The organism is Pseudomonas protegens (assembly GCF_003363755.1).
Classification (GTDB): domain Bacteria; phylum Pseudomonadota; class Gammaproteobacteria; order Pseudomonadales; family Pseudomonadaceae; genus Aquipseudomonas; species Aquipseudomonas danubii.
On the sequence record NZ_CP031396.1, the window covers coordinates 1,051,237 to 1,063,829 of the forward strand.

At 61.9% G+C, this 12,593-nt stretch carries 16 protein-coding genes; 7 read left to right on the forward strand and 9 right to left on the reverse strand.

The genetic code is table 11. The annotated features are described in order from the left end of the window. Positions 1-45: 45 nt before the first annotated feature. Positions 46-447 carry a hypothetical protein gene (locus DWF74_RS04370; protein WP_205413520.1) on the reverse strand — a complete coding sequence of 134 codons (402 nt, stop codon included), beginning with the start codon at positions 445-447 and terminating at the stop codon, positions 46-48. An 86-nt stretch (positions 448-533) separates the two neighbouring features. On the opposite strand from DWF74_RS04370, the gene DWF74_RS04375 reads away from it, so the two are divergent. Continuing rightward, positions 534-1,247, forward strand: coding sequence for an SOS response-associated peptidase family protein (locus DWF74_RS04375; RefSeq protein WP_115580442.1), 714 nt, complete (start codon positions 534-536; stop codon positions 1,245-1,247). A gap of 117 nt (positions 1,248-1,364) precedes the next feature. Then, a complete protein-coding gene (locus DWF74_RS04380) occupies positions 1,365-1,688 on the forward strand; it encodes a DUF2388 domain-containing protein (RefSeq protein ID WP_115580443.1) in 324 nt (107 codons plus the stop codon). Between the two features lie 120 nt (positions 1,689-1,808). Here DWF74_RS04380 and DWF74_RS04385 read toward each other — a convergent pair whose 3' ends face one another. Next, the gene (locus DWF74_RS04385) at positions 1,809-2,048 is read right to left on the reverse strand and encodes a hypothetical protein (RefSeq protein ID WP_102864795.1); all 240 of its coding nucleotides are present in this window, start codon (positions 2,046-2,048) and stop codon (positions 1,809-1,811) included. 283 nt (positions 2,049-2,331) lie between these two features. On the opposite strand from DWF74_RS04385, the gene DWF74_RS04390 reads away from it, so the two are divergent. After that, positions 2,332-3,093, forward strand: a complete 762-nt coding sequence (locus DWF74_RS04390) for an SDR family NAD(P)-dependent oxidoreductase (RefSeq protein WP_102864794.1) — start codon at positions 2,332-2,334, stop codon at positions 3,091-3,093. 139 nt (positions 3,094-3,232) lie between these two features. Beyond that, the gene (locus DWF74_RS30770) at positions 3,233-3,367 is read left to right on the forward strand and encodes a hypothetical protein (protein ID WP_275896152.1); all 135 of its coding nucleotides are present in this window, start codon (positions 3,233-3,235) and stop codon (positions 3,365-3,367) included. 373 nt (positions 3,368-3,740) lie between these two features. On the opposite strand, the gene DWF74_RS04395 is transcribed toward DWF74_RS30770, so the two are convergent. Beyond that, a complete protein-coding gene (locus DWF74_RS04395) occupies positions 3,741-4,334 on the reverse strand; it encodes a hypothetical protein (protein ID WP_346330278.1) in 594 nt (197 codons plus the stop codon). A 179-nt stretch (positions 4,335-4,513) separates the two neighbouring features. Between DWF74_RS04395 and DWF74_RS04400 the strand changes: the two genes are divergently transcribed. Continuing rightward, on the forward strand, positions 4,514-4,774 hold the full coding sequence (locus tag DWF74_RS04400) for a hypothetical protein (protein WP_102864793.1): 261 nt from the start codon (positions 4,514-4,516) through the stop codon (positions 4,772-4,774). A 278-nt stretch (positions 4,775-5,052) separates the two neighbouring features. Here DWF74_RS04400 and DWF74_RS04405 read toward each other — a convergent pair whose 3' ends face one another. Together DWF74_RS04405 and DWF74_RS04410 are read right to left on the reverse strand one after the other, a co-directional pair. Continuing rightward, positions 5,053-5,889 carry a bifunctional allantoicase/(S)-ureidoglycine aminohydrolase gene (locus DWF74_RS04405; protein WP_115580444.1) on the reverse strand — a complete coding sequence of 279 codons (837 nt, stop codon included), beginning with the start codon at positions 5,887-5,889 and terminating at the stop codon, positions 5,053-5,055. Positions 5,890-6,074: 185 nt separating this feature from the next. After that, positions 6,075-6,959 (reverse strand): LysR family transcriptional regulator, encoded by an 885-nt coding sequence (locus tag DWF74_RS04410; RefSeq protein WP_102864792.1) that lies wholly within the window; start codon positions 6,957-6,959, stop codon positions 6,075-6,077. Positions 6,960-7,088: 129 nt separating this feature from the next. Here DWF74_RS04410 and pseH point away from each other — a divergent pair, with 129 nt between their 5' ends. Further along, positions 7,089-7,637 carry a UDP-4-amino-4,6-dideoxy-N-acetyl-beta-L-altrosamine N-acetyltransferase gene (pseH, locus tag DWF74_RS04415; RefSeq protein ID WP_115580445.1) on the forward strand — a complete coding sequence of 183 codons (549 nt, stop codon included), beginning with the start codon at positions 7,089-7,091 and terminating at the stop codon, positions 7,635-7,637. 69 nt (positions 7,638-7,706) lie between these two features. On the opposite strand, the gene ykgO is transcribed toward pseH, so the two are convergent. Next, a complete protein-coding gene (gene ykgO, locus DWF74_RS04420; RefSeq protein WP_011062095.1) occupies positions 7,707-7,856 on the reverse strand; it encodes a type B 50S ribosomal protein L36 in 150 nt (49 codons plus the stop codon). A 187-nt stretch (positions 7,857-8,043) separates the two neighbouring features. On the opposite strand from ykgO, the gene DWF74_RS04425 reads away from it, so the two are divergent. Further along, positions 8,044-8,253, forward strand: coding sequence for a hypothetical protein (locus DWF74_RS04425; RefSeq protein WP_102881721.1), 210 nt, complete (start codon positions 8,044-8,046; stop codon positions 8,251-8,253). Between the two features lie 70 nt (positions 8,254-8,323). On the opposite strand, the gene DWF74_RS04430 is transcribed toward DWF74_RS04425, so the two are convergent. From DWF74_RS04430 to DWF74_RS04440, 3 genes are all read right to left on the reverse strand, one after another. Then, complete coding sequence (locus DWF74_RS04430) at positions 8,324-9,559, reverse strand: TPM domain-containing protein (RefSeq protein ID WP_115580446.1); 1,236 nt, start codon at positions 9,557-9,559, stop codon at positions 8,324-8,326. Positions 9,560-9,713: 154 nt separating this feature from the next. Further along, entirely contained in the window at positions 9,714-11,120 is a 1,407-nt protein-coding gene (locus DWF74_RS04435) for an aldehyde dehydrogenase family protein (protein WP_115580447.1), read from the reverse strand. 10 nt (positions 11,121-11,130) lie between these two features. Further along, entirely contained in the window at positions 11,131-12,174 is a 1,044-nt protein-coding gene (locus tag DWF74_RS04440) for a homoserine dehydrogenase (RefSeq protein ID WP_108545707.1), read from the reverse strand. Positions 12,175-12,593: the final 419 nt, after the last annotated feature.

Sequence of the window (12,593 nt, forward strand, 5' to 3'; positions counted from 1 at the left end):
GGACCGCGGATCGTAGCGCATCTTCAGAGCAGGCATCACCCGCTTTCAGCGCAAGGCGCTAGCGAAGGCCGCACTGAGAATACCCTTCACATCAGAGCTGGAGTCCTGCAGCGCATCAGCCATGTAGTTGTCACGTGGCTTGATACGCCACTCCCCCGCTGCACGCTCGGCTATAGCCGCACGCGCGCCAGCAGCTCGCCGGTTGGACTTTCCTTTGCCCGTTCCTGGCGCCAGCTTGCCCAGACGCCTGCCGCGCTTCACCCCGTAGTGCAGGTACGCCGGGTAAAACTCAGCCATGGCCGCAGTTTTCCGGGGTGCGATTTTCACCAGGAAGCCCGATCGGAACACCTTGAAGGCAATCGACCCGACGCGGTACCACCACGCTGGCGCATAGAGGGCCCCGTCAACCTCCTCAACGCCATTGATGTCCAAGCCAAACTGCGCCATGCCAAATCTCTTCACCACTGAGCGCGCTGATGAATAGAAGCCCACAGGCGGCGCTATGCTTACGCTCCTAGCGTGAGGGCACAGCAATGTGCGGAAGACTTTCTCAGTATCGCGGTATCCACGACTTCGTCGCTGCCCTGAGCATGCCAGGGGCACTGGTCAACAGCGTTGGCGACCAGCCCCTGGGGCGCTACAACGCAGCGCCGACAATGCAGCTTGCCCTCTTCCATGTTGCCGGCGAAGCGTTGCATGCCGACGCCGTGCGCTGGGGCTGGCGGCCGCACTGGGCGGATGATCGCGCAGCCCCGGTCAATGCCCGGGTCGAAAAAGTGGCCCACGGTCCGTTCTTCCGCCAGATCTGGCCGCACCGAGCCCTATGCCCGATCGACAACTGGTTCGAGTGGGTGGATGAAGGCGGCGCGAAGAAGCAGCCCTACCTGATCCGGCACCGCGACGGCTCCCCCATCCTCTGTGCCTCGATCGGACAACTTCCGGATCCAAAGCGAGGCCGCGCAGAGCACGACGGCTTTGTGATCATCACCGCCGACGCTCAGGGCGGTATGGTCGATATTCACGACCGCCGGCCGGTGGTCCTGGCGCCGGAGCAGGCCCGGGAATGGCTCGATCCGGCCACGCCGAAGGAGCGCGCCGAACAGATGGCCTTGCACCAGGGTGAGCCCGCCGACGCCTTCGAATGGTTCAGAGTCAGCACCGCCATCGGCAACGTCAGGAACCACGGGGCGGAACTGATAGAGCCTACGACCAAACCCGCCGGGGGCGATGTGGTGAACAACGGCTGATGATTGACAGGCCTCCGTATCGAGCCCGGCCCGGCACCGGGATTCTTCTATCTATACAGCGACCCACCTTGGTATCGTTGCGCCACTATTCGGCAGGCAGCAAGGAAGCGGTGAGGAATGCATAAATGGAAAACTCTAGTGTTCGTCATCCTGGCATTGACCGGTGCTCAAGCCGCGGCGGAAAACAAGGGCTCCTATCAAAACTCGATGATGATGATAACGCTGGCTCCAACCTTGCTTCTTTCAGGAACAACCGGACTATCTGAGCTGGCGGTGAAGCAATTCCAGCCTGCCAAGGCTGATGCACCGGCATTCGTAGGCTCAGATGGCGAGATTCGCGGCGCTCAATTCGAGCAAGCCGTTCGCTACTACCACTCGGCCTATGGCCCGCCGTACATGACCGACGAACAACTGGCCCTGGCAATCGCTACTACGCTCTGAAGTCTGTTCTCCTGGCATAACGTGCAGCGGCACAGGACTTCATCAAAGTCATGCCTGAAATAAAATCAGCCTCCCCACAGCACTTTCCTCAAGTTCCAGCGGACGGTTAGCCAAGCCGCGTTAGCGTAATTCAGCAGGCGCCTTCATGAGTTCTGTCAGTGGCCGAACAGGATTGGCCTGCACGCGTTCAAAAAGAGGCGGGGTTTTACCTTCCATTCGATAGATGCACGCCTTGATCAGCCGCCCCTGTCTCTTGTCCTTCGGTAACTCAACAAAATGCCCGAATTTGCAGTGTTCTTCGTTGACGACATAGGCGGGATCCTCCGCCCAGAGCGAGAGAACCATCATTAGCAGAAACATTGATTGCAGTCCTTGGCGACACTTTGGGCCGGCTGTCTAACAGGCGTCGGATTCAACGGCAACCCTGCTCCCATCTTTGCGCATACAGGGCTCCCGTCGACCTGCCCAACGGACAGAATGCTGGACTTGGAATCGGCAGCCCTTATCATGCGGCGCTCTACTCGGCCCTCAGGGAAATAGACGCTGATGAACAAGGCGCGTGCCTGGTTACGCCGACCCGTTCCAACCTTGCCCGCTTGGTGCTCCGATAACGGCTTTCCAGCAACCCCTCAGAGAAGTCCATATGACCCCCAATCCGACAATCGATAACGGATTACGCGTCGCGTTGGTGACAGGATCCACTTCCGGCATCGGTGCAGCCATTGCACGTGCACTCAGCCAGGCAGGCTATGCGGTGGTGCTCCATTCGCGAACTTCTGCGGATACGGGACGCGCTATGGCCGCTGAAATGAAGCAGGCTGTTTATGTACAAGCCGATCTTGCTGTCGAAGCTGACAGAGTCAGGCTTGTTAACGAGGCGATCGCCGCGTGGGGGCAGCTCGATGTATTGGTCAATAACGCTGGTATTAGCAGAGTCATTCCCCACGGCGACCTTGCCTCGGCCAACTCGATGGTGTGGCACGAATTGAACGAGGTGAATGTCGTGGCACCGTTCCACCTCGTCACATTGGCCGAGTCGGCATTGCGCGATGCCGCCCGTCAGCGGCGAGCGGGTTGTGTCGTGAACATCAGTTCACATGCCGGTATCCGTCCTAAAGGCGCATCGATTCCCTATGCGGTCAGCAAAGCCGCGCTGAATCACATGACCCGCTTGCTCGCGTTATCGCTGGGGCCAGACATTCGCGTAAACGCTGTGGCGCCAGGCTTGGTCGACACGCCCATGACCGCAGAGTGGACCGATGCCCAAGAGTTGTGGCGAACTCGCGCCCCGATGCGCAGGGCCGCCAGCCCAGATGACATCGCCCACGCCGTGATCATGCTGGTCGAGTCGGATTACTTGACCGGCGAGATACTCCTCTCGGACGGCGGGTTGAATCTGACCTAGTTCCCAAGCCTTGCCGGCGTCGCCAATGAACAGCAACTCACCTTGCCGGTGACCATGCTCGACCGCATCGACACTTCACGGATGGTCTTGGCAAGGTCAACCACCGACGGGCAACGCCAGGCATCAGGGCTGAGAGGGTATGGCCTATTCACTCAGCGGCGCCCCCCGTCATCCCCTGGGCCCGGCTTTTGAACAATGGCGATCCTGCTTCGAAGCCTGGCAGGCCGACCTGGGTGCGCAAGACCTCTGGAAGGCCGCCCGTAGCGTGCATTGAACAACCAAGAGACGCCGCGCACAGGCTGTTCGACAAGTGGCGTCCTCTTTTCCTTCAAGGCTCAAGTTGCACATAGTTGAACTGACGACACCTCAGCCAGGTTGCCGCCCACTGCCTTGCCGACAGCAAGAAACTGTCTGGACGCCAATGCGCTTCACCCTCATTGGCCGGCCGTTCCAGTCAGGTCGCATGAAACAACGCCTCCCCTATCAGGTCCCCCATAACACCCTCACCCCAATCAACCACGCGCCATGAATTCAAGGATCATGTACCACCTCCCCCAATGCCTCGAGCGGATAAACGCCCGAAGAAGTGGCGGGATGGGCGCGCTTCGTTCATTTGTCCAGATCCGCCAGGTTATGCATCCGTTCGCCTAACGCTCCTCGCAACCACGCCGAATGAAACTCCATTTCTTCCAGAGAAGTACCCTCGGCCAATCGGTACAGCGACTGCTTGCCTCTTGGCCCTGACACAAAACGCTGAAATGGCCATCGCGGTCATAACTGGCGAACACGTAAGGGTAGATGCCAATGATGTCGCTATATGGCACCCGTACTTCGGTGGGCTTACGGCCGCGCCGGCTGACGGTAAGGGTCAGCAGTTGCTGGTTTTCGTCGAACGTGAAGGCCAGCACTCTGGGCACAGAGAAAATCCACGCGAAGACCAGTCCCATGAGCACGGTAAAGCCCAGCAGGAACTGGATGAGAAGCGCCGTTGTGAAACTCGACCCATCGCTGCGCGGTTCACCTAGCATCGCTTCGGCCCCCAGAAGGAGCAATATCGTCAGCACCAAGACCGGCAAGGACCAAAGCACCAAGAAGCAGAACCCCATGATGGCCGATGCAGCGCTGCCCATGATCGGCAAGTCCGGATCTTGCTGCCAAATAGGTGGGTGAGGAGCAAAATCGTCGTTGCCCGGCACAGCTGAAGGCGTTGTGACAAGGCGAGATGGGCATTGGCGATTCATTGAGGAAGCTCCAGGAGTGCAGCCTTGCTGATAGCAAAATAGTATCTAGACTTCAAGGCGCTTCACCTGCATTGACTGGCAGTTCTAGTTAGGTTGTATGGAACAACATAACGACTGTAAGCATTGGATAGCAGTCAATAGCCAGATCAACTAAACCTCAATCTAAAAGGAATATAGAGATGGGTATTACCGTTACCAACAAATCATCGAAAAAGATTGAAGTCTCGGTCAACAAATGGGGCAGCGACGGCGACACCACCTTCTTTGGAATCGACAGCGGCAAGCAGGAAAGCTGGGACAGATCGGACGACCGTGGCTTTGTGCTGTCCCTGAAAAGGAACGGCACCCAGGCGCCTTACTATGTCCAGGCCACGAGCAAGATCGAAGTTGATAGCAGCACCGTGAAAGACCACGGTGAGACCATTCACCCGGTCGCCTAAGGCACTAACAGCAGCCAAGGCTGCCGTCGGCGGCCTTGGCTCAACGTTGATAAGTTGCAACTCCCCTGAATAGCCCTTTACTTGTCCGAGCCCACTTTCGGCCCTCAGTTCGACAGGTCGTGCTAATCATCAATCGCTAAGTGAACCTCGACGCGAAACAACCTGGCGCGACCATCCGGTGCCTGCCTTGCTGCGAAGCAAAAAAAACCGGCGAATATTCGCCGGTTTTCATCCCTCGCCGCTGCAGAGGCCTTGAGCGCCCCTGCCCCACCTTAGTATCAATGCGGCGCGTTCAGGGTCAGGCGCATCTGGCGGTTCACATCCTTGTACAGCAGGTAGCGGAAGCGACCCGGGCCGCCGGAGTAGCAGGCCTGCGGGCAGAAGGCGCGCAGCCACATGAAGTCGCCGGCCTCGACTTCGACCCAGTCCTGGTTCAGGCGATACACCGCCTTGCCTTCCAGAACATACAGGCCGTGCTCCATGACATGAGTCTCGGCGAAGGGAATCACGCCGCCCGGCTCGAAGTTGACGATGTTGACGTGCATGTCGTGGCGCATGTCGCTCATGTCGACAAACCGGGTGGTGCTCCAGCGACCGTCGGTGTCCGGCATCACCCGCGGCTCGATGTCCTGCTCGTTGGTGACGAACGCGTCCGGGTACGGCACGCCGTCGACTTTCTGGTAGTGCTTGCGGATCCAGTGGAAACGCGCCTCGGTGCCGCTGGTGTTGCGCAGCTTCCAGTCGGCCGCCGGCGGGATGAAGGCATAACCGCCGGGCTTGAGGACGTGCTCCTGGCCCTGCAGGGTCAGGTTGACTTCGCCTTCGACGACGAACAGCACCGCTTCGGCGTTGGGGTCCTGCTCGGGCTTGTCGCTGCCGCCATTGGCGCCCACTTCAACGATGTACTGGGAAAAGGTTTCGGCAAAACCCGACAGCGGACGGGCAATCACCCACATGCGCATATTGTCCCAGTGCGGCAGGTGACTGGTGACGATGTCACGCATCACGCCCTTGGGGATCACGGCATAGGCTTCGGTGAACATGGCACGGTCGGTGAGCATTTCGGTCTGCGCCGGGTGCCCGCCGTGGGGTGCGTAATAAGTGGTTTTGGACATCGAGACTCTCCTCATTGTTGTTTTGCTACCCCGTGCAGCAACGCCGCCGGGGTGAACAAATCTGCGGAGCGACGCGCCAGGCAATGCTGCGGATCGCTGCTGGCCATCACGATATCCAGCGCCGCCTTCATGCACAAATTAAATACCGGAATCCGGTATATTCATTTATCAAATAGTAAACAGACTCAGCCACGGGTGTCCTGGGCCAGCACCCGTGACAATACCCGGGCCAGCTCCTTGACCATGGGATCCGCCGCCGGACGGTGCAGCAACGCCACCTCGAACACATCCACCGACGGCAACCCGCTGCTGCGGGCCAGGACCTGATGCCCTGCCGTCACCGCGCGCAGCGGCAGCAGGCCGATGCCCATGCCATCGGCAATCGCTGACTGCAGGCCGCTGAGACTGGAGCTGGTGAAACTGATGTGCCAGCGCCGGCCGATGGACTCCAGGGCATTGATCATTTCATCGCGGTACACCCCACGCGGCGGGAAGGTGACGATGGGCAGCGGGTCGAGGTCGATGCAGGGGTTTTTCGCGCTGTCCACCCAGCGGGTCTTCTCCGGCCAGCAGCCCAGGGCCTCGCGGCTGTTGCGCAGTTGCTTGAGCACCACCAGGTCCAGTTCGCCGCGGTCATAGCTGGCGCTCAGGTCGCGACTCATGCCGCTGGTGACTTCCAGCTTGACCTGGGGATAGCGGCGATTGAAGGCGGCCAACTGCTCGGTGGTGCGCCCCGCGGCAAAGTCATCCGGTACGCCGATCCGCACCGTCAGCGCCACCGTGGCGCCGGACAGCGCCTCAAGCATCTCGTCGTTCAGCGCCAGCAGGCGCCGGGCATACCCCAGCAGCGTGGCGCCGGCATCGGTGGGCAGGACATCGCGATTGCCACGCTCCAGCAGGCGGTGCCCGGCCATCTCCTCCAGGCGGCGGATCTTCTGGCTGACGGTGGACTGAGTCGAATGCAGGCGACTGGCCGCCGTGGTGAAACTGCCGCAATCGGCCACCGTGACAATGGCCCGCAGCAAGTCGAGGTCGAACAGGCGGCTATTGGGTTTCTCGATGTTGCTCATGCAGGTATCTGTTTTCTGAATGCGAGGGCTCTTTCTACCGGTTCTTGTCCCGCGAGACAAATCCATGCAACGGCCGTGGATATGCCATCATGCGCCACCACCGCTTACCCATCCGAGAAGGACATCAGGATGCAGTTCATCCCGCTAGTCGATGCCGATCCCGCCACTCAGGCCCATGTACGCACGCTGCGCAACCAGAAAGAGGTGCGCCAGTACATGTACACCTCCCACGAAATCAGCGAGCAGGAACACCAGCGCTGGCTGGAGTCGCTGCGGGGCAATCCGGCCCAGGCGGTGTTTGTCGTCATGGACGAAGGCCAGGCCCTGGGCATCGTTTCGCTGAATGCCATCAATGCCCGACAGAAGACCGCCGACTGGGCGTTCTACCTGGACGCCAAGCAGCAAGGCAAGGGCCTGGGCAGCCTGATCGAGTTCTGGATGCTGGACTACGCCTTCACCGAAGCCGGTCTTGAAAAACTCAACTGCGAGGTACTGGCCAGCAACCCTGCGGTGATCAACATGCACCTGAAATTCGGCTTCCAACAGGAGGGGCTGCGGCGCCAGAACATCCTCAAGGATGGCCAACGCATGGACGTGGTCCTGCTGGGCATCACCAAGGCGGAGTGGCAGAGCAAACGTCCGACGCTCGAGCCCCTGATCGCCCGCCTCGGCAGATAAGCCGCCAACGCGCCCGACGGTGCTTGCCACGTATCGGGCGCCCTGTCCTGGACAGGAGCAAGCGGCGGATCAGCCCTTGTTGCGGTTTTTCGCCCCGCCCTGGCGCGCCTTGAAGCGAGGATTGGATTTGCAGATCACGTAGATCCGCCCGCGACGCTTGACGATCTGGCAGTCGCGGTGACGGTTCTTGGCTTCTTTGAGGGAGGACAGGACTTTCATGGGAGAGACTCCTTGGGGTGATTTCAAAACGTAATAACATATCTTATTTGCAAACAAGAATAGTTATCAACACCAAATCAAGCCCCCCTTCGAAAGAAGGTTCATCTGGCGGCCTAGAGCATTGGCTCTAAAGATCAGCGCAAAGCGGTCGTTATCTTTTATTCACCCCACTCAAGGATGCAGTGACATGGAAATAAACAACCGTCCCCTTCCCCCCCTGACCGCCGGCGGCTCTCAGCCCGGCATCAAGCTGCCTGACTCGGGCAAGGTGCTGACCCCACCGCCCCTGACGGCGGAACAGAAAGAGGCGCTGGAAAAACTCAGAGACAAGGCCAAGGAACAGCCTCAGCCACCGGTCACGGCGCCAAAAACCTCGTTGATCGACGAAGTCGTCTGATCCACAAACTCGGACGGACACGGCAGCGCCTGGGCCGGTCCGTCCGCCATGGGAAAGGCCAACAGGCGCATCACCAACTGCCCGACGCTCCACCGCCGCCACTGGAACCGCCGCCTCCGGAGAACCCGCCTCCCGAGCTCGAACTGCCAGCACTACCGCCGCCACTACTGGCACCGCCGCTGGTCCAGTGAAAACCGCCGGTACTGGCAAACAGCATGAAACCGAGGAAGTAGGCGAACGGCAACAGCGTCAGCCACTGCCGGGCCGTACTCCAGGCGTCGACACCCCAGGCCATCAGCAGGATCAGCACCAGCAGCGCCCCCAGTCGCCACGCAAAGCCCTTGGGGCTCTTGCGCCAGCGGTTGCGCATCATGCGATAGAGCAGCCAATGCCCTCCCAGCACCAGCAGCACGCCGGCCGGCCAGGCCAGCCCGTAGAGGAAGGTCGAACGGCCCAGGAACTGACTGAGCAGGGTCAGCACGGCGATGTACAGCAGCAGCCCCAGCACCCCGTAGAACACCCGGCGCGCCTGCCACAGCCCGGCGAACGTCGCGCCACCCACCAGCATGCACAGCGGCACCAGGAACAATTGCACCAGCCACTCGCGACCGCCGACCGCGCCCACCAGCAACGCCACCAGCAGCACCAGAGCGGCCAGGACCCGGCGCCACTTCCAGCCCGCGGCCAGCATCACTCCCGCCACCGCCCCGATGATGAAGGCCAGCAGCAAGGCATAGACTTCGAGGGGGATCTGCAAGGGCACCTGCAAGGGCGCCGGTTCCGCCAGTTCGCCACCGTCCACCAGCACAATCAGGTCATCCAGGGCCTGTTCGATGCCTGCGGCGAAATCCCCCCGGCGAAAGGCCGGGGCCAGGTCCCGGGCGATGATCTGTCCGGCCAGCAGGTCGGTGACCACCGGCTCCAGGCCATAACCCACCTCGATGCGCACCTGGCGATCGTTCTTCGCCACCAGCAGCAGGAGGCCGTCATCGACCCCCTTGCGCCCCAGCTTCCAGGCGCGAAACAGCTGGTTGCTCAGGGCCTCGATGCTTTGCTGGCCGAGGCTGGGCACTAGCATCACCGCGATCTGCGCACCGCGGCGCTGTTCCAGGGCCGCGAGTTTCTCGCTCATGCGCTGCTGCTGCGCCGCGTCCAGCGTGCCGCTCAGATCGATGATCCGCCGGTCCAGCTCAATCCTCGCCAACCCCGGTGGCACCGGCTCGGCGTAGCCCGGCGCCGGCAGCAGCAGCCCGAGAAACAGCGCCAGCCACAGCCCGCGCCCTTGTTGCCACAACAGCTTGATCATTCGCGCTTCCCGCATCCTTCATCCTGGGTGGGCGGACTCTACCACCACCGCTCCCTGGGTCGATTCGATCCGCTGCCGCGCAGACAAAAAAACACCGGGCAGGTGACCAAACCTGCCCGGTGCCCGACGACCTGTCGTGTTGCTGCAATCGGCCTCAGCTCAGGCTGTTGAGGCACACCACCTTGGGCTGGGTCATTTCCTCATAGGCGAAACGCACCCCTTCGCGGCCCAGGCTGCCGTACTTGAAGCCGCCAAACGGCATGGCATCGAAACGGTAATCGGACGAATCGTTGATCATCACCCCGCCCGCCTCGATCCGCCGCGCGGCGTCCATGGCGGTGCGCAGATCGTTGGTGAAGATCCCCGCATGCAGGCTGTATTCGGGCTGGTTGGCCAGGGCGATGGCCTGATCCAGATCGTCGAACGCCTGCAACACCACCACTGGCGCAAAGACCTCGTCCTGCCACAGGCGGCTGCCATGGTCGACATTCTCCAGCACCGTGGCGGCGTAGCACGAACCCCGGCGCTGATGCCCGCAGAGCAACCGCGCGCCCTGCTGCAGTGCTTCATCCACGACCTTCTGCGCGTTCTGCGCTGCCTGCAGGCTGATCATCGGCCCGATATCCGTGCTGTCGGCCGATGGATCGCCACTGACCTGCTCCCGGGCCAGGCGCACAAAGGCCTCGCGAAACGCCTCGTAGATCGAGGCCTGGACCAGCAGGCGCTGGGTGCCGATGCAGTTCTGCCCCGCCGCCCAGAACGCCCCGGACACACAGCTTTCCACCGTCGCCGCCAGGTCGCAGTCGGCCATGACGATCACCGGCGCGTTGCCCCCCAGGTCCATGGCCAGCTTCTTCAGGCCGGCGCTGCGGGCGATTTGCTCGCCGGTGACAAAGCCGCCGGTGAAGGAAATCATCCGCACCTCGCGGGCCGCCACCAGGGCCTTGCCCAATTCCGCGCCGCCGGTGGCCAGGGTCACCACCGAAGTCGGCAGCCCGGCATCGCGCAAGTAGTCCACCAGCTTGATGGCCGACAGCGGCGCCAGCTCCGACGGTTTGAGGATCACCCCGTTGCCCCCGGCAATGGCCGGGCCCAGCTTGTGCGCCACCAGGTTCAGCGGATCGTTGTAGGGGGTGATCGCCAGGATCAACCCCAGAGGCTCGCGAGAGAACCAGCCCTGGCGGTTCTCCGAACCTTCGTAAGCATCGAAGGGCAGCACCTCGCCGGCATTGCGCTTGGCCTCTTCGGCCGAGAGCTTGAGGGTGTTGACGCAGCGCTTGACCTCCTTCTGCGCCTGTTTCAGGGTCTTGCCCGCTTCATCGACGATCAGCCGGGCAAAGTGCTCGGCGTCGCGCTCGATGTTCAAGGCCGCCCGCTCCAGAATCCGTGCCCGCTGATGGCGCGGCAACGCGGCGCAGTCGTTCACGCCCTGGCGCGCCTGCTGCAACAGGTAGGGCACGGCACAGGCGTCAAGGCGTGGCACGGTCCCAATCAGGCGACCATCGAAGGGGCTGCAGACGTCAATCGAATCGGCGACCGGCGCCAGACGTGACAGATTCATGGACAGGCTCCTAGCGGCTGGTGCGCGACTGGTGGATGTGGATGATGTCCGAGAGCAAGGCAAAGGCCGTCTCGATGCGCCCGGCGCCCGGCCCGGACACCGTCACCGCGCCCAGCAGTTCGGTGTTGAACGACACCGCGTTGATCGCCCCGCCAATACCCGCCAGCGGATGAGCCAGGGGCAACAGCCGCGGCTCGACGCTGGCCTGCAGCGAGCCATCGGCCAGGCGCCGGGCCGAACCGATCAGCTTCCAGCGCGCGCCCTCGGCCCGGGCCTGCTCCAGGTCCGCCGCCGTCAGGCCGGAGATGCCGCGGCAGCTGACGTCGCTGACGGTCAACTGTGCACCGAGCAGTTCGTTGGCCAGGATCACCACCTTCAAGCGCACGTCAAAACCTTCGACATCCGCCGTCGGATCAGCCTCGGCATACCCCAGTGCCTGAGCCTCGGCCACCGCCTCGGCAAAGCCCAGGCCGGCGTCCATGCGGGTCAGCACAAAATTCGAGGTGCCATTGAGAATGCCCTCGAAACCCAGCAGCTCGCTGCCGGCCAGGGACTGCTTGGCCATGCGGATCACCGGGGTGCCGCTCATCACCGCGCCTTCGTACTCGAACGCCGCCTGATTGCGCTGGGCCAGGGCCTTGAGCTCGGCGCCGTGCAGGGCGATCGGCCCCTTGTTGGTGGTCACCACGTGCTTGCCCTGCTCCAGGGCCCAGCGACAGAAGGTGCTGGCCGGCTCGCCGTCCACCGGATTGGTGAAGGTGGCCTCGGCGATGATGTCGGCGCCGGAGTCCTTGATCACCTGTTCGTTGAGCGCCTCCACCTGACCGCCCGGCAGTTGCGCCAACGCGCCTTTGGTTGCCGGCAGCTTGCTCAGCAGACCGGCATCCAGCCCCTGGGGAGCCACGATGGAACCGAGGAACAGATCGCTGATGCCGACGATTTTCAAACTGAAACCCAGCTGTTTTTTCCATGCCTGATTGCGCTCGGCAATCAGTTGCGCCAGGGCCCGATTGACCCCGCCGAAGCCCACCAGGGCGATGTTGTATTCAGTCATTTTTGTTGTGTTCCATCCGGGTTGAAGAAGCTGATGGACACAAGGTTAGGGGGCTGGCCCGGGCAGTGAAATATGCCGTTTTGCTGTATTTGCTGAGCATTTTGCCCAGCACCCGTGACAGCTGCCGAAGGCTGCGATCGGCTCCGCAGGAGACGCCAAACCTGGCGGTGCGGTCCATCAGGACAACACACAGGGTTCCATTCATCGCAATATGCTGATTGACGGCGCAGGAAGGTCCTTCGGCCCTTTTCGCAGCCTCGCCAAAGGCTCGGCAGCGGCTACAGGGATTGCTGGGGCTATAGATCGTGTAGCCGCTGCCGAAGGCTGCGAACGGGCCTTGGGCACGCAGCGACCCCACCCACGCTGAAGCCCCCTCGGGCCTTTTCGCAGGCTGCGCCAGCGGCTACAGGAGGCCAGAA